This window comes from Chlorogloeopsis fritschii PCC 6912 (genome assembly GCF_000317285.1).
In the GTDB taxonomy this organism is placed as follows: Bacteria; Cyanobacteriota; Cyanobacteriia; order Cyanobacteriales; family Nostocaceae; genus Chlorogloeopsis; species Chlorogloeopsis fritschii.
Window position 1 is genome coordinate 54,492 of record NZ_AJLN01000068.1, and the last position, 21,796, is coordinate 76,287.

Below are 21,796 nucleotides of genomic sequence, written 5' to 3' on the forward strand. Positions count from 1 at the left end.
TTTAATTTTTAATTTTTAATTGTTATGTCGCCCCCTTTGCTGACTCAGTGGATTCGCACTGTCTGGCAACCGAGAAGAGGTTTAGCGATCGCAGAAGCTTGCATCATTGGTATAGTCGCCGCCTTCTCTGCTGTATTCTTAAAATTTAGTTCCGGATGGGTAGGAACATGGCGAGTTCAAAGTTCCCACATCTTTCCAGCATGGCTGATTCTACCAACAATTGGTTTGTGCTTTGGGTTTTTGGCAGGTTTCTTGGTAGAAAGGGTAGCACCAGAAGCATCTGGCAGTGGTATCCCCCATGTCAAAGCCTCTCTTGCTAACGTGCCAGTCAGGCTTTCTTGGCGAGTGGCAGTAGTGAAATTACTTAGCGCCACACTCGCCTTAGGTTCAGGGATAACTCTCGGTAGACAAGGCCCCACCGTACAAGTCGGCGCAGCTTTAGCAGGGGGAATGAGTCGTTTAGTGCCTACCTCTCCCGATCACCGACGCCAAATGATTGCAGCGGGTGCAGGTGCAGGTTTGGCAGCAGCCTTCAATGCGCCAATTGCTGGGGTATTATTTGTTGTCGAAGAGTTACTCCAAGATTTATCAGGTTTGACTCTAGGAACTGCAATCATCGCTTCGTTTATTGGCGGTGTTGTCTCTCGCTTGCTAGGTGGACGCAGTTTATTGTTAAACCTAGAATTGAATAAATCCTTAAGTAGTTTTTCAATACTAGAAATTCCCTCTTTCCTGCTTTTGGGTATTTTAGCAGGATTACTGGCGGCATTATTTAATCGGGGAATAATTGAAAGTATAAAACTATATCGAACCTTCCATATCACCCTACCGCTAAAGGTTGCTTTAGCGGGATTGACTTCAGGTATAATCGTTGCATTTTTACCTAGTTCTTTCCGAGATAACACTGGCTTGCGAGAGTTTGTAATTGCAGGCGGCGTTAATCCTTCCTTAGCGGCATTCGCTTTTTGCGCTCAGTTTATTCTCACCTTAATAGCATTTGGTTCTGGAGCGCCAGGTGGGTTATTTGCCCCCAGTTTAATCTTGGGTTCTTGTCTAGGATACGTTGTCGGCATCAGCCAAGTTCAATTGTTTGGATTTGGTTCAACTACTACCTATGCTTTAGCGGGGATGGGAGCATTTTTTAGCGCCGTCTCGAAAGTGCCAATCACAGCGATAGTGATTGTATTTGAGATGACAACAGACTTCAATTTAGTCTTACCTTTGATGATTGGCTCTGTTACATCCTATCTGGTTGCTGACAAGCTCATGCCAGGCTCTCTGTATAGCAGACTTTTACAGTTCAATGGCATCAATATCGAAAAACCAATTCCGATCGAGGGCATATTGACAAAATTAACAGCCCAAGATGTAATGCAGCAAAGAGTAGAGACATTGGATGCAGAGATGTCTTTAGATGAAGTCGTGCAAGCTTTCTCTCGCTCCCATCATCGAGGTTTTCCGATAGTAGAGGAAGGTAAATTAGTTGGAATTGTTACTCAGAGTGATTTGCTCAAGATTCGCGATCGCAACTTAGCTTCATCTACTCCTGTGCGAGCAATCATGACACCGCAGCCAGTCACGGTTACACCCATCCACAACTTGGGTAATGTACTGTATTTATTGGATCGCTATCAAATCAGTCGTTTGCCAGTAGTAGAAGGGCGAAGACTAATTGGAATAATTACGCGCGCCGATATTATTCGCGCAGAAGCAGACAGTCTCAACTGTGAAAATCGAGAACACGGCCCGCAACCGGAACCATCTTATGTAGTATATCAAACGCGATCGCCCAGTATCGGCAGAGGTCGATTATTAGTGCCAGTTGCCAACCCAGAGACGGCAGAAACACTCATCCAAATGGCAGCAGCAATTGCCCGCGATCGCCACTATGAAATTGAATGTTTGCAGGTGATTCTTGTCTCCCGTCAAAGTTCTCCTAGTGAAACACCAGTTAGAACAGCAAAAAGTCGGCGATTACTGCGCAACGCCGAAGTTTTGGGAAAAAAGTGGAACATACCCGTACATACGCAAATTCGAGTTGCCCACGATGCCGCCCAAGCAATCTTAGAAACAATCGCAGAAAGACACATTAATTTAATTCTCATGGGGTGGAAGGGTAGTACTTCTACCCCTGGTCGTATTTTTGGCGATGTGGTAGATACCGTCATACGCCAAGCCACTTGTGAAGTTGTACTGGTGAAATTAGGACACAAAGACGCGGATATTTCCCCTCAAGCATCGTCTACTCCCCAATTCAACCGTTGGTTAGTACCGATGGCTGGTGGCCCCAATGCTAGGATGGCAATTAAATTGCTTCCTGCTTTGGTGACATTAGGACAAGATCCAAAAATTCGCCTCACACGGGTATTTAAGCCATCAGAGTTAGAACCAGATATGAGAGTTTTAGAGGAGGCGATTCGTCAGCTTGTCCGTCGTCGGAAATTGTCTAGTACCGTCATTGCTGCTCCAATTGAAGCCGATTCTGTCAGCGAAGGCGTAATTAACCTAGTGAAAAGCGAAGGTTATGATGTAGTAGTTTTAGGTGCTTCTCGTGAAGGGATGCTGCAACAAGTGATGAAAGGAAATATTCCTGAGGCGATCGCTTCTGGGGTAGATAGTACGGTGATATTGGTTAGGGGGGCGATTAATAATTAAAGGGAATTTTCTTAAGGCGATCGCACCCTATCATTACATTAGGATTAGGGCTTGGGCGCAACGGTTCTGACAGAATATTGGTATCCAGCAAGAAACGTAGACTCACCAAATTACCTCGCCACCAGGTAAATACTCACGAATTTCGGCAAAAACTTCTGATTCAATACCTGCTGCTTCTAATTCTTCTTCTTGACGAAACTTTTCTAAAGATTTCCAAAATTCAGATTTACCATTAGAGACGTTTTTTTCTTTTTATAACTCTTCCATTGTATTAACAAAATTCTCTTTATCTTCCCAAGACAACAAATTAAGGTTTTTAAGCCGGCGTAGGCTGGCTTTGCTTGTGTCGCCGCGATTTTAATCGCCAGGAACTATTACTCATCACTCAACGTTTCAATCAACAAATCTACCTGCTCCTGTCGCTGCTGCAAAAACTTTTCACACTCACGCAAATCTTCCACAGCCTTAGCAAATTGCTCAAACACTTCTGCCAACTCCAAATTACCCGCTTCAATGCGAGCAATAATATTTTCTATCTCAGCAACCTTAGCCTCATAATTCCAAACTTCTTTTGATTTAGAATTAGAGGAACTGTTACGTTTAATCATTTAAATCTCGCATCCTACTCTACGATCTGAGAAGCCCCTGACGTGTCTAATGCTTCTCACTCTTTTGTTTCTATAACCTTTACTTTAACCTCGCCCTGACCAAGTTGAACCAACAACTCTTGTCCTATTTCTAAGTCAGCCGCATTGCGAACAATTATCCCATTTTCTTGCCTTACCACCGCATAACCCCGCTCCAACACAGCTTTCGGATCGAGAGTTGCCAACTTTTGTCGCAACATCTCTAAGTGCTGATTGGCGTGCAGCAATTTACTAGTTGTAGCTTGCATCAGCCGTCGGCGTTTCCAATCTAGCGCCAATAGCTCTTGCTGTACCTGTGTATCCAACCGCAAACGCCGCAAAAGATTTCGTAAGCCTTGCAGCTGATTTTCCGCAGTTTCCAGCTCGCCATAAACCACTTGTTGTAGGTTAGTAATTCGCTGCCGATGCTGATTGTATAAATCTACAAGCGCCGGAACTACTCTCTCTGCGGCGGCAGTAGGAGTATGCACGCTCTCGTCTGCAACTAAATCTACCAAAGACTCATCTCTTTGATGTCCAATGCCAGTAATCACAGGAATCGAACAATTAGCAACTGCTCGCACCACTCGTTCATCATTAAAGCAAGCCAGTTCCTCAACTGCACCCCCACCCCGCGATAAAATTAGCACCTCAGCACGCCCATCTCGTTCTACCCGTTGAATTGCATTGACGATAGATTCAGGTGCTTGTTCTCCTTGTACTGTCGCAGGTGAAAATAAAATATGTAAACCTGGGTACCTGTGTTTGAGAGTCTTTTGAATATCTCCCCAAGCGGCGGCAGTAGGTGAAGTAATAACAGCGATAATTTGGGGGTGAATAGGAAGTGATCGCTTTCTTTCTGGAGCAAATAAACCTTCTGCTTCTAAACGATTTCGCAGTTGTTGGTAACGTAGCGCTTGCAAACCAACACCAGCAGGTAAAGCTTGCCAAACAGAAAGCTGATATTCTCCCCGTTGGGGATAAACTCGCATACTGCCCAAGATAATTATCTGCTCGCCCACAATCGGCATTTGCATGAGTTTGGGCAATTGGCTATTCCAGACAACACACTTAATTGCAGCTCCTGCATCGGGATCTTGCAGTGTGAAAAATAAACCACTGCGGTGATGATTAGCGCTAGAAACTTCTCCAATCACCCAAATTTGCCGCAGTTGTTCATCTTGCTCCAGTAAAAAACGGATGTAGTCAGTTAACTCAGCAACTGAAACCGCTGCATCGGGAATCAGAAAGTCCGCAAAATCCGCACCGATCATAAAAATGCTTATAAGTCGCTACACTTAAGCTGACAGTCTTTGCTGTGCCTTTCCAATTTAGCTCATCTTTGTGTTGCAATAAAGAACCGAGAAAATCATGGAAAAACCTGCTAATTCCCAGTATCCTATTGATAAGCTCCTGCAACAGCGCTGGAGTCCTCTGGCATTTGCAAAACAGCAAGTTGAGCCAGAAAAGCTTTGCAGCTTACTAGAAGCTGCTCGCTGGGCTGCCTCTTCATATAACGAGCAGCCTTGGCACTTTATCGTTGCTACTCAAGATAATCCAGAGGAATTCAACCGTTTGCTTAGTTGTCTGGCAGAAGGAAATCAAGTGTGGGCAAAACATGCTCCCGTTTTGATGCTCTCGATCGCCAAGCTTGACTTTGAGAAGAATGGTAAAGAAAACCGTCATGCATTTCATGATGTAGGGGCAGCAGCGTGTAGTATGGCAATTCAAGCCACTTCCCTGGGCTTGTTTATTCACCAAATGGCAGGGTTTGATGTTGCTAAGGCACAACAGTTGTACAGCATTCCTGAGAAATATGAGCCAGTAGCAGCGATCGCCGTTGGGTATCCAGGTAATCCAGAAGAACTGCCCGAACAATACCGAGAGCGTGAATTTGCTCCACGCCAGCGCAAACCTCTAGAAAAGTTTGTGTTTACCGGAATTTGGGGAAATACTTCGCCCGTGGTATCTCCTTAAAATTAGCGGCTCAATAGTTAATCGTAAACCTTGTCCCTCATTACCAGGTTGAACCTGGTAATGAGAACTAGAGCCTCTGGCTCTCATGCAAAATATGAGAATATTTTTCCCTAAAACCTCCCTTAATTTGGAGGTTTTTTTAGTACCAATTATAAAGTTTCAACAGATTGATATGTTTTTTTTACAAATGGGCATCATAAGTTTACTCGCCTAACAACATCCTGTTTGTCAAGACGGGAATTCTAACTTCAATCACAATCTTTAATAGGGAAACAGCTATGCCTCGTAAGAGCCAACGAGTCAAGGCAATCAAAAAGATTTACAAACAATTTAATCAGCGATTTTTATCTGGAATTAAAAGACAAATTATTTGGTTCCTGCGTTATTCAATTACTCCTTGGAAACGAAGAGGAGTAACAAATAATGCTGGTTTTGTTTTACCAACAGTGGCAATGGTATCGCTGGTAGTGGTACTGCTGACAACTGCAATTATGTTTAGATCCTTTGAACGTTCTAAAAATGCCAGCAACGTCAGAGTTAATGAAGCTGTTCTCAACGCTGCGGCTCCAGCCATTGACCGTGCTAAATCTAAGTTAAATAAATTGTTTGCAGACAGTCGGCTACCACGAGCAACACCCACTGATACAGCTTTAGAAAGTGCCTTCAATACGTATGTCAATGAATATACATTTGGAGATGAGCAACAACTTAAAGTAACTTATGGATCTGACAACCTTCGCTCGGCGTGGATATACCCCGTCGATACTGATAACAACGGCTTATTTGATACCTACACACTTTATGGCATCTACTTTAAAAATCCTCCTAGCAGTGGTGGCGCATTTACCCGTGCTAGAAATACTTTAGAAGCAAGAACTCCGCCAATGGTAGGTGGTGGAATCAGTAGTGGCTGTGAAGATGTTGTTGGTACTAGTGCAACTTTGGTTGGTAACACTGGCTGGTTTAAGGTTGGCAATAAGTTGAAAAAAAGCTTTTTCGTTTATACTGCCAATGTTCCTATTACCAACACTGGTACTTTACCTACTGGATATGAGCGTTACAAAGGCAATAAAGGCTTCTCGGCAATAGAGTATCAACAAGAGCGTGTACAACTTCCTCTAGTTAACAATGCCGTTGTTTATGAAGATGATTTAGAAATAACTCCCGGCCCAAAATTAAACCTGAATGGACGAATTATTTCTAACAGTAATCTCCTAACTGGTAGTAGTTTTGAAAGAGTAACCCTTTATCAAGTTAGTAGTCCAAATTCCTGTTTTTATGAAGCTGACAATGCCAAAATTCTTGTTGGTGGTAATTTAGGGGGAGGAACTTTTACTAATGACAGTGGTGATTTAACCAACAGTACTTATGTACATTTGTTCCAAGGTAAAGGAGTTAATCCTAATACAGATACGAGTAGAAATATCACAAGTAATAAATCTGTTAGCCATTGGTCAGCTGCTATTGCATACAACAGTTTAGCTTACGTACAGCGTATCAATCGCTTGGTTGATGCTCAAATGGCTAATGCTGCAACTAGCGATCCGCAAGAAGTGCAAAATGGCCCTGCGACAAAATCTCGTCGGGAAAAACTAGAACTTTACTTTAAAAAACGTACCCGCCGCGTACCTTACGCAGAAGTTGGCTTTAATGGTAATGCTTTAATGAGCGCTGGTACAGATTACGCCACAACGAGTCCATTTCAATCCGGCAGCAGTGGTGATTCACTCCGTCCAATAGACTACTGGGTTTTTCCCTATAACCCTACTAACGGTACAAATAAAACTGATTATGCCAATTTAACACTTAACACTAGTGGTAACAGATTACTACCTGGTGCAACAGAACCAACAAAGTTGGAAAAAGAAGATGAAGGCAGGGAACGATATGTAGGCGATCGCGTTTTAGTTGGTAATAACCTGCCTGAATTGTGGTGGGACAGCAGCAAAGGTAGGTTTGTTGGCTCAGGGAAGGAAGATACCCAATCCATTAGTAGTTATTACTGGAATTACCCTAACAATACCAACTCTGATAACGTTCGTAGTCGCCGTAGCCAGATTCAGCAGTTGGCTGATTTAGGTGCTATAGGACGAGATGGAGACTGGGAACTAGCAGCCGCCAAAGTACCTGCTCCGCAAGAACCTGTTGGTGGTTTACGAGTTGTAACTGGTGCAGGCATTTATTTACCAGATGGAGCTACTGCTGCAACTAGCGATTTCTCTTCCTACAGTACGCAAATTTGGTCTGATTTGATGGCAGCAAAACGTACTACTGTTCCTGCAGCGATTAAGCCTTTTGAACTCTATTATGGTCTGAATATTCAATATGAGGTGCCTCAGCCTACAACAACTCAGCCATATTTACAAATGCGGGCTACAGCGGTTTATCACTACAAAAGCGCTAGCTACACTGAAACAAGCCCAGCACCAATTGCTTGTATAAGTAGTTACTACGAGCCGACTAACAGCACAACAGCTAAAAATATACCAACGTTTGCGACTAAGACATTGCCTTGGAATACGGATACTAATGGTTTATCCAATAACGGTATAGTTTACGCAGCCCCCAATAAGTCTATCACCGATTATAGTGCAGTTCTTAACTACCAAGCTCAATTACAATATCCCAACGGGCGTTGGGTGAATGAACCACTCAAAAATGCCTTAGCTAAAGCAGCAGCAGATCGTACTCTTTCCGACCAGTCTGCTATTCACTCTGCAATTTGCGCTTTACAAATTTTAGACGGCAGTCTTTCGGTTCAGGGTACACCTGTCATTCCTCACGGTGCAATTAGGGAAACTGCCTTTTTAGATGCAAGAGAAATTAAGGCAATTGACGCAACTACGGGAAGTAGAAATTACGATCTTCTCCTAAAAGACCGACAACCTTTAGAAATTCGGGCTACAGTGCTAGATATCAACTCGCTGCGGACGACAACTATTGGATCGGGGCCAGCCAGTACACAAGAATACTTACTACCCAATAGCGGTATTATCTATGCCACCCGTGATGATGCACTACTAGATGAAAGTGCAGGTAATTCAGCAGCAGCAAAGCTAGAAAGCCCAGTAGACTTTAAACTTGATCCAAATCGCCGTCCAAACGGCATTATGTTGGTTAACGGTTCAAAACTTTTCCGGGGTGCAACGAATACTTATCGAGATGTAGAGAAAGGGCTAATTTTGGCTTCTAACTTGCCTGTATATATTAAAGGTGACTTTAACCTACACACTCAAGAAGAGTTTCGGGAATTGCTAAACGATGACTGGGCAACAACTGCAGGTGGTAAGACATCTTTCTACGAACGCTCTACACTTAATCCCGAATTTGCTTGTCGTCCAGGTGATCCCAGGTTACCAGGAGGATGTCAGGATCAAAATAGTGATGGAAAAGCAGGTGATGAATGGCGACCTGCGGCTGTATTGGCTGATGCCGTGACTCTACTTTCCAATAACTTTAGAGAAGGCTTCCGCAATGAGGGAGACTATGACTGGAAGCCTGTTTCTAGCAGTATTCCATCATCTTTGTCAACTTATTTCTCTACCGTCAACAGCTTTGTCCCACAGTTTAAATGGTATGGCAGTGATGGTATGCCCCAAGACCTTGTTCCAGATGTAATAGGTCAAGCAGCAACACAAGGTTTTCAAGCTAGTTCCTATCTCAACAACTTTGTAACGCCAGTTATGAAATGGACACGAGCTAGAGACTATGCATATGAAATTTGTCCTCAAACAGATATCTCCCTATGTAGCAACCCCAAAAACTGGATCATGACCAACACTAACACTGATCCAGAAGACTATGCAGGTCAAGGTCAAAGTTCATGGAACAGTGGTGGACGTAATGCTGAGGGAAGTACAATAACATCTGTCAAGACAGGATCGGTGGGTAGTCCACCTAGCGGCAAGTGGGCTAACCCAGCTTTCCCAAGAAGACTTGCTTTTAAACGAGATCTTACTACTGGTGCGCTAGTTAGTCCCCTTCAAATTTATGGAGTAGGGAATGGAAACCCTAAGACAATACAGGCATTTAACTTCACAAGTTCTACACAACCAGCAGTGGTAAAAGACGCAGCGAACCAAGACATTTTCATACCTTGGTTACGACCTGACAGTAATGGAAATTGGCAACGACCAATTTTACAAATTGACGAACCTTTTACTACGGAGAGTAATCCCACTCCAACTGCTAGTCAAAATACTATTGACACTGGCAGACACGGAAATTGGTTACCAATAGCAACAGAAACTACTTTCAATGTCATTATTGCTGCTGGAGATAGTCCAGCTCGTTCCAATGAAGACAATGGCGGTTTACACAACTTACCCCGTTTCATAGAGAATTGGAACCCCACAGGAACAACAAGCGATGCTATTAAAGCCAGGATTACTGGTTCCTTCATGCAAATAAAGCGCAGTCAATATGCAACAGCCCCATATATGGCACTGGTATCAGGCTCTTCCCAAAGGTATGCTATGCCTACAACCACGAATGCTGGTGGTAGAATACCTTACTATTTAGCTCCAGCACGGCAGTGGGGTTATGATGTGGCGTTGCTGTCTCAATCACCAGATTTATTTGCCCAAAAACTAGTGAAAATACCAGACGATCTACCCGATGAATTCTTCCGGGAAGTTGGTAGAGATGATGATTGGGTGAAGACTTTGTTGTGTGCCAAAAAAGCCTCAGACGATACTCAATATGCAGTTGATGCAGATCAGCGTCGCTGTAACTAACTTGATGTAAGTTCGCTTAAGCCTTTCCCCGAAGCGGGGAGAGGTTTATCAGAGGGGACAAATTAAACCCATTGAACTCATCTTAAATTTGCAAATACCAGAAACTGGTGAGTAAAAATGATTCAGCACAAACAACAACAAAATAACCCTACATCTAGTGAGTCTGGTTTCACCATCATTGAATCCTTAGTAGCAATTCTAGTTGCCGCTGTTTTACTGGCAGCGATCGCACCTGTCATAGTCTTGGCAACTGCGACTCGCGTACAATCAAGACGAATAGAATTAGCAACTCAAGCCGCTAAAACGTACATTGATGGCGTGAGAACAAGGGCGATTCCTCCTCCTGCATCTACTAGCACTGGTGTGTCTTTAAATGCATCGGATGCCCCAACAGTCGGAAGTTTAACCTGTAATGCTAATCAATACTGTACTGTTCCCGCCACCCCTGCGGACAATTTGTATTGTATAGATGGTGATGGTGGAGGTTGTACAATCGCTAGCACTAAAGACTTGATAATTCAAGCATTTCGCTATAACACTGCTTCTACTGACGCTAAGGCTGGCTACCAATTGGGTTTGCGAGTTTATAGAGCAGACGGGTTTAACTCAGATGGCTCCTTGAGAAAGGCACCTCTTAAACAAACTACTTTCACAGGTGGATTAGGCGATCGCAAAGCTCCACTCGTAGAAATGATCACAGCGATCGCTCCTCAATCAACTTCATTTAATGACTTGTGCAACCGCCTTAAAGATACAGGTAATACAACTTCAAATACTGCTTGTAACTAAGTAATAAAGTTTTAAATAGAGAATGTGTAGCATGAGTCCAATCCAATTTCTGCTTGGTATCCAGATTAAACGTTCTAAGCTTGTTCAAAAGAGTGGTTTTACCCTGATAGAAGTGTTGGTAGCCATGATCCTGGCTGTACTTGTCATCACACCTTTGCTTGGACTTATGGTTAATATTTTGAACACAGATCGCCAAGAGCAAGCGAAAGCAACTTCTGAACAAGAAATCCAAACAGCACTTGATTATATTGCTCGCGATTTACAGCAAGCAATCTATATTTATGATGCAGCTGGAATCACAGCGATCAGAAATCAATTACCCTCTCCAACAGCTACAGATAGATTTCCAATCCTAGTTTTTTGGAAACGAGAATTTATTCCTCAAGCAATTACGGTAACAGGCACGGAAAGAAATGATACTTTTGTTTACTCATTGATAGCATACTATTTAATTAAAGATAATCAACAACCGTGGTCTAACGCTGCTCGCATAGCTAGATGGCAAATTAGAGATGGCGTATTAGCAGAGAGCGGTGGTGTCAGTTGTACTGGGTACACAGAAAAGTATGTTTCTGGTTGGTGTCCTAGTGAAGGTTTTAAACGATTTAGCTTAGATGGTGCTGGCACTCTAGAGGAGAAAATGAATGCCTGGACAAAAACTTCAGCAACTTATACTAATGTTCCCATCCCATTAGTTGACTTTATCGATCAAACCTCTGGTACTCCTCCAAGTTGCCCTACCGGAATCTCGCTGATACATGGTAGTTTATTAGGCTTTTATACTTGCATTGATAGAGCCAATACAACAGCACAAGTATTTTTACGAGGCAACGCTCTCGCACGTCTGCAAAACAACCAATTGAATTACCACAATAGTAAAAAAACTTATTTCCCAACCGCAAGTATACGGGTACAAGGACGGGGATTTTTGTTTACTAAATAGCAATGAATTACGGGGATAATATGACCAAATCAGCATTGAAGTCACTTAAGCTATCATCCTCCCAAAAAACAGCTGGTTTTACCTTGCTAGAACTTTTGGTAGTAATTTTAATAGTAGGGGTTTTAGCAGCGATAGTTGCTCCTGGTTGGCTTGCTTTCACGAATCGACAACGAGTCAATAAAGCTAATGATGTTGTTCTGGCTGCTCTGCAAGAAGCACAACGAGAAGCGAAAAAGAATAAACGTAACTACAGTGTCAGTTTTAGAACTGACAACAATGTGCCACAATTTTCTATTTACAGTGGCACAACACCAACTACATGGAGAAATCTAGGCACAGATGTAGGCATAAAGGCAGGACAAGTAATAGTTGGTACAAATCTTAGTAATGCAAATACTCTCGCTTCTCCTGCTACTGTTGCATTCAATAACTTAACCACTCCCAAAACAATTACCTTTGATTACATGGGTGCTTTAGCACCCAAATCTGGAGGAAGTGATTCTGACATTAATTTAAGTATTGTGGTAGCTATACCTACTGCTAGCAGTACTGCCAGTGGCGTGAAGCGATGCGTTATTGTCGCAACTCTGCTTGGCGGAATGCGAACAGCCAAAGATACGGCTTGTAGTTAAGTAAGAATTTTATCAATCATTTTACAAAATCAATATAAACACTGAACTAAAAAAGTAAAAAGCATAGCAACATTGAAATATCACGCTTTTTAGTTTTTAAATCTCATCTAATACTCATTTGTAAATTAGCTATATAAACTAGCTAATGATTTTCAATTTAAATTTTAAACTAATGATGAATGAAAACTGTGAATTTACCGTAGCAATTCCAACTTATAATGGGGAGAAACGCTTGCCTCAATTATTGGATGCACTAAAAAATCAAGTTAACATAGAAAATATCAACTGGGAAATCATTGTTGTAGATAATAATAGCACTGATAATACAGCTAAAGTTATTGAAAACTATCAAAAAAACTGGCATTTCCCGTATCCCTTAAAGTACTGCTTTGAAGAAAAGCAAGGTGCAGCTTATGCCAGAGGACATGCAGTCAAGGAAGCTAAAGGTGAATTGATTGGTTTTCTTGATGATGATAACTACCCAGTATCTAATTGGGTAGCAGCTGCTTATGTTTTTAGCAAAATCCATCCTCAAGCAGGAGCCTATGGTAGTCAAATTCACCCAGAATGGGAAGTAGAACCACCAAAAAATTTTCACCGCGTTGCTCCATTTTTGGCAATTACAGAAAGAGGGAATTTCCCTTTGCTTTATGAACCTCAAAAAAGACTACTTCCTCCATCTGCGGGGCTTGTTATCCGTAGGCAAACATGGTTAGAAAGCATTCCGAAACACAGTATTTTAACTGGTAGAGTTTATAATAATATGCTTACTAGTGAAGATTTAGAAATGCTATCTTACATTCAAAAAGCTGGTTGGGAAATTTGGTATAACCCAGAGATGGAAATTTATCATAAAATTCCTAATTTCCGTTTAGAACCAGAATATTTAATACCTTTTTTTCAAGGAATTGGACTTAGCCGTTATGTGACTCGAATGGTTAATGTCAAACCTTGGAATAAACCAATTATTTTTTTAGCTTATATGTTTAATGATTTACGTAAAATTATTTTACACTTACTTATATATCGTACAAAATTGCGAAGTGATTTAGTTGCAGCTTGCGAAATACAACTTTTTATCAGTAGTTTTATTAGTCCATTTTATCTTTGGAAAAATGGATATTTTAATCTTAAATAAAAATTTAAATATAAATTATATAGCAAAAATTATGAATGAGTTAGTTAATCAAAATTTAGGGAAGCTAGACTTTACTATTGCTATTCCTACATTTAATGGTGCAAAGCGGTTGCCAACAGTTTTAGATAAATTGTTAAAACAAACAAATTTACAAAAAATAACTTGGGAAGTAATTGTTATTGATAATAATAGTTTAGACAACACATCAGAGTTAATAAAAAATTACCAAAAACACTTCAATAATGTCTGTCCATTAAAGTATTTTCATGAAAAACAGCAAGGAATAGCCTATGCAAGAATGCGGGCTGTCAGTGAAGCTAAAGGCGAATTTATTGCATTTTTAGATGATGATAATTTACCAGAACATGATTGGGTTTGGCAATCTTATATTTTTGGTAAAAAGCATCCTAAAGCTGGCGCATGGAGTGGTCAAATTCACGGTGACTTTGAAGTAAATCCTCCAGAAAACTTTAAAATTATTCAAACTTTTCTAGCTATTAGAGAACATGGTTTACAACCATATTTATTTGATGCTGATAATTTAAGACTTCCTCCAGGTGCAGCTTTAGTTGTTCGTAAAAAAGTATGGTGTGAAAGTGTTCCAAAGCAATTAGTTTTTAAGGGCAGGCTAGGTAAATTTATGCTTGCTGGAGATGATACAGAAGCACTTTTATATATATACAAAGCTGGTTGGGAAATTTGGTACAATCCCGCCATGCACATCTATCATCAAATACCACAATGGCGGCTGGAAAAAGACTACTTAATAGCACTAGCTCGTGGCTGTGGTTTGTGTATTTTTCAACTACGTTTAATTAATGCTAAAAGCTGGGAAAAACCAATCATTTTAATCAAAACAATTTTGGGTAATCTATGTAGAATATTGCAGCATATTTTTAAATATAAAGGTCAATTAAAAACCAATTTAATTGCACTTTTTGAAATAGAATTTTACTTAGCTAGTATGATTAGTCCTTTGTATTACTTGAAATGTTATTTTCATAGATTTTTATAAAGCTCATATCTCTATTTTTTATTTATTTTAATGAACTTTATGATTAAAATATCTGTCATTATTCCAGCTTATAATAGTCAAAAAAGCATTCAAAACACAATTGAATCTGTTCTTAAACAAACTTTGAAAAATTGGGAACTAATTATTGTTGATGATGGTTCTCAAGATTCAACTTTAGAAGTTATTTCTCAATTTACTGACTCTAGGATTAAGGTATTTTCTTTTCCTCATGCTGGTGCAAATATTAGCCGAAATCGTGGATTAAAGCACGCGAATGGAGAGTTTATTAGTTTTTTAGATGCTGATGATATGTGGACTCCAGATAAACTAGAGTTACAACTACAAGCGCTACAATCTCATCCTCAAGCATCTGTAGCTTATAGCTGGACAAATTGTATTGATGAAAAAAGTCAATTTTTACGGCGAGGGACATATATTACAGCTACTGGTAATGTTTACGCCAAGCTTTTAGTAGTTAATTTTTTAGAAAGTGGCTCTAATCCTTTGATTAAAAGGGAGGCTTTAATTACAGTTGGCGGCTTTGATGAGTCTCTCAGCGGTGGTCAAGATTGGGATCTTTATCTACGGTTAGCTGCTCGTTATGAATTTGTAGCTGTGTCATCTCCACAAATCTTATATCGCATTTCCGGTAACTCATTATCTACTAATGTAGTCAGTCAGGAAGCAGCTTGTTTAACAGTGATACAACGAGCTTTTAGTCATGCTCCTGAATCCTTAATGTATTTAAGAAAATATAGCATGGCCAATCTGTATAAGTATCTGCTTTGTAAATCTTTAGAAGGTTCACCAGAAAAATCCAAAAATCTTGTAGCAACAAAATTTTTGTGGAAGGCTATTATCAATGATCCTTCATTGCTAAAAGCACCAGCTTGCCTGAAGATAATCTTGAGGATTCTTACAACAACTCTCTTACCTTCTCAATTCACTAAAATTTTATTCTCTAAAATACCTCAGATATCTAATACCAATACTCTACTAGGTTATATGCAATTTAATCCTTAACTACATATATACATTTATATGCCATTAATATCTATTATACTTCCAGTTTACAATGGAGAAAAAACTTTATTAGAATCTATAAATTCAGTGTTAAGTCAATCTCTTACTGATTTTGAATTAATTATAATTAATGATGGCTCTCAAGACTCAACTCTAAAGATTATTAAAAATATAAAAGACCCTCGTTTACGTTTTTTTTCTTATCCCAATGCAGGGCAAGCTGTCAGTCGTAATCGTGGATTATCCCATGCGGTAGGTGAATATATTGCTTTTATAGATGCCGATGACATTTGGACATATGATAAACTTGAAGCTCAACTAAAACAATTACAAGCACATAAACAAGCAAAATTGGCTTATAGCTGGACTAACTATATTGATGAACAAAGTAAATTTTTATTTACAGGAATGCATTTAAGTAACAGTGGAGATGTGTATGATAAGTTGCTAGTAAATAATTTTTTAGAAAACGGTTCTAATCCTTTAGTTTGTAGACAGGCTATAGCAGAAGTTGGTGGTTTTGATCCGTCTGTTACTCCGGCAGAGGATTGGGATTTATGGTTACGAATAGCAGCTCGTTATCAGTTTGTTGTAGTGCCATCTCCGCAAATTTTATATAGAGTATCTGCAACTTCAGAATCTGCGAATATTTTACGGATGGAAGCTGCTTGTTTGCAAGTAATTAACCGTAACTTTGCTGAAGCTAATGAGTCTGTAAAATTTTTGGAATCTCAAAGTATAGCAAACCTCTACAAATATCTGATTTGTAAAGTATTACAAGAACCTATCAATCAAAAAAAAGGGTTGTTAGGATTAATATTTGTATGGAGGTTTTTCATCCACGACTCTTATCGAGTTCAGCATTTCAAATTTACCTTAACAATTTTATTTAAAATATTAGTCTTTATTATCTTTCCTGGATCTTGGGCTAAGGCTTTAATCATACTTATTAAAAAAGCTAAGTAGTTTTAAAATTTTCTAGCATCAGTAGAACTTTATAGCTACGATTGCGGAAAAAGAAATACCTGAGATTATTTGCTGTGTCTACAAAATTTAATTACAAAAATATACTTTCAGATCACAATCACAGTGGCTTTACATTATTAGAACTGTTGGCAGTAATTTTAGTAATTGGTATATTATGTGCCATAGCTGTTCCTAGTTGGCTGAGTTTCATGCACACTCGCCGTCTCAATGTTGCTCAAAACGAAGTTTACCGCGCCATGCGTCAAGCTCAAAGCGAAGCCAAAAAAGAAAAATTGACTTGGCAAGCTAGTTTTCGCGACAATAATGGTATTGTTCAATGGGCTGTTCATCCTGCTAGTGTTAATCCAGCTAACGCTAACTGGAACAATTTAGATTCTAATATTCGCTTAGATGGGGAAACGACATTACAACAGTCTGGTGGAGTGAAGCGAATTCGATTTGACTATATGGGTAGTGTTGATAAACCTCCTCTGGGCAGGATAACTCTGTCTAGTCAACATGGTGGCAAGGCTAAACGCTGCGTTTTTGTCTCTACAATCTTAGGAGCAATGCGAACTGCCAAGGAACAAGCTCAACCTGATCAAGATGGCAAGTATTGCTATTAAGATATTGTTGGCTAATTTAAACAAGGTATTGCGTGCTGCATCTATCAGAAATCGCTAAACAGCATTTGATTATTTTTACTCGCTATCCAGAGCCAGGTAAAACAAAAACTCGATTAATTCCTGCTTTGGGAGGTGAAGGCGCTGCTCATCTTCACCGCCAGATGACTGAATATACCCTATTGCAGGCTAAAGAATTACAAAAGGAGATTCCCATTTCGTTGGAAGTACGGTTTGCAGGGGGGAATTCCCAATTAATGCAAGATTGGTTAGGAAGTGGTTTGGTTTATCAATCTCAAGGTGAAGGAGATTTAGGGAAACGGATGGAGCGATCGCTTGTCAATGCTTTTGAAGCAGGAGCAAAATCAGTCGTTATCATAGGCACGGATTGCCCCAGTGTTAATATCAACATTCTTACACAAGCTTTTGCAAAACTCCAGCAAAGTAATCTTGTACTTGGCCCGGCAATCGATGGTGGCTATTATTTGATTGGTTTACAGTATCCAATTCCAGAATTGTTTACTGGCATAGACTGGGGAACCAATACAGTATTCCAGCAAACTGTGGATATTGCTCATCAACTGAATTTATCAGTATTTTACTTGCCAACTTTAGCTGATGTTGACCGCCCAGAGGATATATCGATTTGGGAAAATATCTTGCAAACAAGAGGATTCTCCGGAAGACACTAGAAAATGTAAATGTTACGGTGGTGTATTGATAAAGTAAGGAAAAATTTTTACTTGCCATTCTCAAGGAATACTCTGATTTTTAAACAATTAGGTTCGATACAGGGAACAATATTGCATTGAATTTGACATAGAATATTCAATCACTCTTATCAACTGCGAGATGATGATTATGAATAACCGTTTAGCTGCCATCATCGCTGCCCGTACATTAAAGGTAGCCGGGGTAATCTTAATTTTGTCCTTTTTACTTGATGTTTTAATTCTGTTGTTTCCCTTTCAACCAACCGATCGCACTTGGCAAATCGATTTGGCAACAGCGTTAGTAGATCGGGGTATTGTACCAATGGTAGGTTTGGGTTTGCTATTTGCAGGCTATTGGGCTGATAGTACTGACGATGGACGTTCGTCGGGGATAGATTTGAGATTCCCGGCGCTGATATTATCGAGTATCTTAGGCTTGATATTTTTGCTAATTTTTCCCTTGCATTTAAATAATGTACGTCAAGTTAGCGATCAAAGAGTTGAACAAATTAATAAAGAAGCAGAACAAGCAGAAACTCAGCTGAAAAATCAGCTATCACAAGTACAAGCTCAATTAAGTAACGAACAAGTCAAAGCTGAGTTAGAAAAACAAAAAAGCCAAGTTAGAACTCAATTTACCGAACTGCTGAAAGATGAGCAAAAATATCAGCAAGCACTTAATAATCCCAACCTTCCCGCAGAGCAAAAAGAATTACTCAAAAAGTTTAAAGCCAATCCCCAAGAGCTTGACAAGTTCCTTGCCCAACAAAGCGATCCGCAGCAAGCTGCAAATCAACAGCTCAACCGAATTCGTCAAGGTAAAGAAGAAGCCGAACAACAAGCTAGACAAAGAGCTTGGAAGTCTGGATTGCGAATTGGCATGAATAGTTTGTTACTGTCCATCGGATACATTATTCTCGGTTGGACAGGATTAAGAAGTATGAATGCTGGCAAAGGTGGTGTACCTAAAACTAGTATGCGCTAATTCATTAACTGTGAGGCAGTAAGAGACTTCTCATACTGCCACAACGATTAATCATAAAACTAAAAATTTTCAGATGTTATCAATTTACATATTGACCTATAACGAAGAACTAGATATTGCTGCTTGTATCGAGTCGGCGATGCAATCTGACGATATTATTGTTGTGGACTCATGCAGTAGCGATCGCACTGTGGAAATTGCCCGTCGCTATCCTGTGCGTATAGTTCAGCATGAATTTGAAAGTCATGGACGTCAGCGAACTTGGATGTTAGAAAACATACCTCCAAAAAACGAGTGGGTATACATTCTCGAAGCTGATGAACGCATGACACCAGAATTATTTGCTGAATGCGAACAAGCAATTCAAAATCCAAACTGTATTGGCTACTATGTTGCCGAACGTGTGATTTTCATGAATAGGTGGATTCGTCGCAGTACACAATATCCCCGCTACCAACTGCGGCTTTTTTGCCACGGCAAAGTTTGGTTTACAGATTACGGGCATACTGAACGAGAAGTATGTGACGGAGCAACAGGCTTTTTAAAAGAAACTTATCCTCATTACACTTGTAGTAAAGGTTTAAGCCGTTGGATTGAGAAGCACAACCGTTACTCTACTGACGAAGCTAAAGAAACGCTGTATCAACTAGAAAATGGCACAGTTAACTGGCAAAGTTTGTTTTTTGGTAGCTCGGAGGTTGAACGTCGCCGCGCCTTAAAAGATTTATCTTTACGGCTACCTGCTAGACCTCTACTACGTTTTTTGTATATGTATTTTATCTTGGGTGGCTGCTGGGATGGACAAGCTGGATTAGCTTGGTGTGTATTGCAGATGTTCTACGAATATCTAATTTTACTCAAAGCCTGGGAAATAAGGGATATTACCCAACCAAGCTTAGAGACAAAAGCTCTGGAAAGCAAAGTTATATAATTTAATATTTTTTATATTTTTCACATAAAAGTTTTCAGAATAGTTAGAAGTTACGGTTCTAAAGTAAATTGACCAGACAAAGTAGATTCTTTTGCTGGCTAACCTTGCTTGCAAAATGACAAGCAGCTTTTGATTGGGCGCGGTAATATTAGAAAGACCATAAATACTTGCAACAATCGTTTACAAGTCGTAAAAAGAAAAATAATGCTTTATTAGACCAACAGCCACAATCTAGGTTGATATTAGGTCTATATTCACTAAGTAGGAAAAAAATAGCTGCTTTCTCAATCAAGCCATGTTGTTGTATTGGGCAACGACTGGCGGTGCTTGATACGTACAGAACTGTACTTAGCCAATTTAGAAAACTGCTGTTATGAGTACCAATAACAGACATTCCACTAGCCTAAACAAGGAGAACCGGGGTTTGGTAATTGATCGTTGGAAGCAAGATTTAAAAAATGACCTGATTGCTGGTTTATTGGTAGTAATTCCCCTAGCAACAACTATTTGGCTAACAATTACCATTGCCAGTTGGGTTGTTAATTTCCTTACCCGTATTCCTAAACAGTTGAATCCCTTTCAGGGGATGCACCCGATTTTGGTCAATTTACTGGATCTCCTAGTAGGACTGATGGTACCTCTTTTGAGTATTCTACTCATCGGTCTGATGGCTAGGAATATTGCCGGGCGCTGGTTACTGGATGTGGGTGAGCGAGTTCTACAAGCGATTCCTTTAGCTGGGCAGGTTTACAAAACCCTCAAGCAACTTCTAGAAACATTACTTAAAGATACCAATGGCAAATTTCGCCGGGTAATTTTAGTAGAGTATCCCAGACGCGGAATGTGGGCGATCGCTTTTGTGACTGGTGCTGTTAGCAGCGATATCCAAGCTAATATGTCTCGCCCAGTATTGAGCATTTTTATTCCTACCACCCCCAATCCAACAACCGGATGGTATGCGGTTGTTCCGGAAGATGAAGTAGTCAACCTGTCAATGTCGATAGAAGATGCCTTTAAAATCATAGTTTCTGGTGGTATTGTCGCGCCCAATACACCCCTACCACCTTTAGTTCTTGCTAAAGACTGCAAGTTAGAAATGTCATCTCTCGATCCAAAGCGGCAGGCTTTTCCGATCGAAGATGCTTAAAATCCATATTGTAATGTCCGAGACAAATTCATATGCTTAGTTATCTAACTAAACCGATTGCATCTTAATTCTGTTTTAATCGGTAAATCACTTCTTATAAACTCTTACTTAATTTATATGCAACCCAGGAAACCTCGTCAAATCGCCAGGGAATTAGCGCTTCTGAGCCTCTCCCAACTGCCAGCAAACCCCAAAAAATTGACTGAGGAACAACTACCTAAATTAGTGCTGGCAGCTGTACGTACTTTGAGATCGGAAGTACAGGATACTCTAGATAATGCTGCAGCAGAACTCCAGCGCAGTAACGATCGCCTCCTAAGTAGCGAAGTTCGTGCTGCCGATCTCAACTCCGCTAGAGTCATGGTAAAGGAAGCGATCGCCTCCACTCAAACGGCTATCAATCAATTAGGTGCAGCTATTGAGTTTCCAGAATTAATTCAACTAGCAAATCAGGATAAGGAAGTTAGTAGATACGCCGTTGAAATTGTCAGAACAATTGATGAAGAGCGAAACAACATAGATCAACAAATATCTACAGCTTTAGTAGACTGGCAAGTGACTCGCCTTGCCCAAATTGATCGTGATATTTTGCGCATTGCTGTGGCGGAAATGATGTTTTTAGACGTGCCTAACAAGGTAGCAATTGACGAAGCTGTAGAACTAGCCAAACGCTACAGTGGAGAAGAAGGGCATCGGTTTATTAATGGTGTTTTACGCCGAGTTACAGAGCAAAAACAGACTGTGTGAACTGGCAGAGCAGGGGAGATGGGGAGATGGGGAGACAAGGGGATAAGGAGACAAGGGGGCAAGCAGGGGAGCTTCAGGGGCACCAGGAGAACAACCAGCTACTGTACGGGCGGGTTTAAAAGATAAATTATCAGTTCTAACCCAAAGTTA

The 21,796-nt window shown here is 40.4% G+C and carries 18 protein-coding genes; 16 read left to right on the top strand and 2 right to left on the bottom strand.

Annotated features, from left to right (window positions below):
* Positions 1-24 precede the first annotated feature (24 nt).
* Entirely contained in the window at positions 25-2,655 is a 2,631-nt protein-coding gene (locus UYC_RS0112315) for a chloride channel protein (protein ID WP_016878620.1), read from the top strand.
* Positions 2,656-3,029: 374 nt separating this feature from the next.
* Here UYC_RS0112315 and xseB read toward each other — a convergent pair whose 3' ends face one another.
* Complete coding sequence (gene xseB / locus UYC_RS0112320; protein ID WP_016878618.1) at positions 3,030-3,263, bottom strand: exodeoxyribonuclease VII small subunit; 234 nt, start codon at positions 3,261-3,263, stop codon at positions 3,030-3,032.
* Between the two features lie 56 nt (positions 3,264-3,319).
* Positions 3,320-4,555: an exodeoxyribonuclease VII large subunit gene (xseA, locus tag UYC_RS0112325; protein ID WP_016878617.1), complete on the bottom strand. Its 1,236-nt coding sequence runs from the start codon at positions 4,553-4,555 to the stop codon at positions 3,320-3,322.
* A 97-nt stretch (positions 4,556-4,652) separates the two neighbouring features.
* Between xseA and UYC_RS0112330 the strand changes: the two genes are divergently transcribed.
* The 15 genes from UYC_RS0112330 (at position 4,653) to nusB (ending at position 21,646) form a co-directional block, all read left to right on the top strand.
* Positions 4,653-5,258: a nitroreductase family protein gene (locus tag UYC_RS0112330; RefSeq protein WP_016878616.1), complete on the top strand. Its 606-nt coding sequence runs from the start codon at positions 4,653-4,655 to the stop codon at positions 5,256-5,258.
* 278 nt (positions 5,259-5,536) lie between these two features.
* Positions 5,537-9,994, top strand: a complete 4,458-nt coding sequence (gene hpsA, locus UYC_RS0112335) for a hormogonium polysaccharide biosynthesis protein HpsA (RefSeq protein WP_016878615.1) — start codon at positions 5,537-5,539, stop codon at positions 9,992-9,994.
* A gap of 117 nt (positions 9,995-10,111) precedes the next feature.
* Positions 10,112-10,783 (top strand): hormogonium polysaccharide secretion pseudopilin HpsB, encoded by a 672-nt coding sequence (hpsB, locus tag UYC_RS0112340; RefSeq protein WP_016878613.1) that lies wholly within the window; start codon positions 10,112-10,114, stop codon positions 10,781-10,783.
* Positions 10,784-10,814: 31 nt separating this feature from the next.
* Entirely contained in the window at positions 10,815-11,726 is a 912-nt protein-coding gene (gene hpsC, locus UYC_RS0112345) for a hormogonium polysaccharide secretion pseudopilin HpsC (protein ID WP_016878612.1), read from the top strand.
* A 20-nt stretch (positions 11,727-11,746) separates the two neighbouring features.
* On the top strand, positions 11,747-12,358 hold the full coding sequence (locus tag UYC_RS0112350; protein WP_016878611.1) for a pilus assembly FimT family protein: 612 nt from the start codon (positions 11,747-11,749) through the stop codon (positions 12,356-12,358).
* Between the two features lie 175 nt (positions 12,359-12,533).
* On the top strand, positions 12,534-13,496 hold the full coding sequence (gene hpsE / locus UYC_RS0112355; RefSeq protein WP_235083178.1) for a hormogonium polysaccharide biosynthesis glycosyltransferase HpsE: 963 nt from the start codon (positions 12,534-12,536) through the stop codon (positions 13,494-13,496).
* Between the two features lie 31 nt (positions 13,497-13,527).
* Entirely contained in the window at positions 13,528-14,511 is a 984-nt protein-coding gene (gene hpsE / locus UYC_RS0112360; protein WP_235083177.1) for a hormogonium polysaccharide biosynthesis glycosyltransferase HpsE, read from the top strand.
* Positions 14,512-14,550: 39 nt separating this feature from the next.
* Positions 14,551-15,534, top strand: coding sequence for a glycosyltransferase (locus UYC_RS0112365; RefSeq protein ID WP_016878606.1), 984 nt, complete (start codon positions 14,551-14,553; stop codon positions 15,532-15,534).
* An 18-nt stretch (positions 15,535-15,552) separates the two neighbouring features.
* Positions 15,553-16,500, top strand: coding sequence for a glycosyltransferase (locus tag UYC_RS0112370; RefSeq protein ID WP_016878605.1), 948 nt, complete (start codon positions 15,553-15,555; stop codon positions 16,498-16,500).
* A 74-nt stretch (positions 16,501-16,574) separates the two neighbouring features.
* Positions 16,575-17,126: a GspH/FimT family pseudopilin gene (locus UYC_RS0112375; protein ID WP_016878603.1), complete on the top strand. Its 552-nt coding sequence runs from the start codon at positions 16,575-16,577 to the stop codon at positions 17,124-17,126.
* A 32-nt stretch (positions 17,127-17,158) separates the two neighbouring features.
* The gene (locus UYC_RS0112380; RefSeq protein ID WP_016878601.1) at positions 17,159-17,815 is read left to right on the top strand and encodes a TIGR04282 family arsenosugar biosynthesis glycosyltransferase; all 657 of its coding nucleotides are present in this window, start codon (positions 17,159-17,161) and stop codon (positions 17,813-17,815) included.
* 169 nt (positions 17,816-17,984) lie between these two features.
* Entirely contained in the window at positions 17,985-18,821 is an 837-nt protein-coding gene (gene hpsJ-B, locus UYC_RS0112385; RefSeq protein WP_016878596.1) for a hormogonium polysaccharide biosynthesis protein HpsJ, read from the top strand.
* 73 nt (positions 18,822-18,894) lie between these two features.
* The gene (locus UYC_RS0112390; RefSeq protein ID WP_016878594.1) at positions 18,895-19,752 is read left to right on the top strand and encodes a glycosyltransferase family 2 protein; all 858 of its coding nucleotides are present in this window, start codon (positions 18,895-18,897) and stop codon (positions 19,750-19,752) included.
* Positions 19,753-20,125: 373 nt separating this feature from the next.
* Positions 20,126-20,899 (top strand): DUF502 domain-containing protein, encoded by a 774-nt coding sequence (locus UYC_RS0112395; protein WP_026087730.1) that lies wholly within the window; start codon positions 20,126-20,128, stop codon positions 20,897-20,899.
* A 117-nt stretch (positions 20,900-21,016) separates the two neighbouring features.
* Positions 21,017-21,646, top strand: a complete 630-nt coding sequence (nusB, locus tag UYC_RS0112400) for a transcription antitermination factor NusB (RefSeq protein WP_016878591.1) — start codon at positions 21,017-21,019, stop codon at positions 21,644-21,646.
* Positions 21,647-21,796 lie beyond the last annotated feature (150 nt).

Coding starts and splice junctions, on each gene's coding strand:
- UYC_RS0112315 (WP_016878620.1), top strand. CDS start 25: ATGTCGCCCCCTTTGCTGACTCAGTGGATTCGCACTGTCTGGCAACCG.
- UYC_RS0112350 (WP_016878611.1), top strand. CDS start 11,747: ATGACCAAATCAGCATTGAAGTCACTTAAGCTATCATCCTCCCAAAAA.
- hpsE (WP_235083178.1), top strand. CDS start 12,534: ATGAATGAAAACTGTGAATTTACCGTAGCAATTCCAACTTATAATGGG.
- UYC_RS0112395 (WP_026087730.1), top strand. CDS start 20,126: ATGAGTACCAATAACAGACATTCCACTAGCCTAAACAAGGAGAACCGG.
- UYC_RS0112330 (WP_016878616.1), top strand. CDS start 4,653: ATGGAAAAACCTGCTAATTCCCAGTATCCTATTGATAAGCTCCTGCAA.
- nusB (WP_016878591.1), top strand. CDS start 21,017: ATGCAACCCAGGAAACCTCGTCAAATCGCCAGGGAATTAGCGCTTCTG.
- UYC_RS0112365 (WP_016878606.1), top strand. CDS start 14,551: ATGATTAAAATATCTGTCATTATTCCAGCTTATAATAGTCAAAAAAGC.
- UYC_RS0112390 (WP_016878594.1), top strand. CDS start 18,895: ATGTTATCAATTTACATATTGACCTATAACGAAGAACTAGATATTGCT.
- hpsE (WP_235083177.1), top strand. CDS start 13,528: ATGAATGAGTTAGTTAATCAAAATTTAGGGAAGCTAGACTTTACTATT.
- hpsJ-B (WP_016878596.1), top strand. CDS start 17,985: ATGAATAACCGTTTAGCTGCCATCATCGCTGCCCGTACATTAAAGGTA.
- hpsA (WP_016878615.1), top strand. CDS start 5,537: ATGCCTCGTAAGAGCCAACGAGTCAAGGCAATCAAAAAGATTTACAAA.
- UYC_RS0112370 (WP_016878605.1), top strand. CDS start 15,553: ATGCCATTAATATCTATTATACTTCCAGTTTACAATGGAGAAAAAACT.
- xseB (WP_016878618.1), bottom strand. CDS start 3,263: ATGATTAAACGTAACAGTTCCTCTAATTCTAAATCAAAAGAAGTTTGG.
- xseA (WP_016878617.1), bottom strand. CDS start 4,555: ATGATCGGTGCGGATTTTGCGGACTTTCTGATTCCCGATGCAGCGGTT.
- hpsC (WP_016878612.1), top strand. CDS start 10,815: ATGAGTCCAATCCAATTTCTGCTTGGTATCCAGATTAAACGTTCTAAG.
- hpsB (WP_016878613.1), top strand. CDS start 10,112: ATGATTCAGCACAAACAACAACAAAATAACCCTACATCTAGTGAGTCT.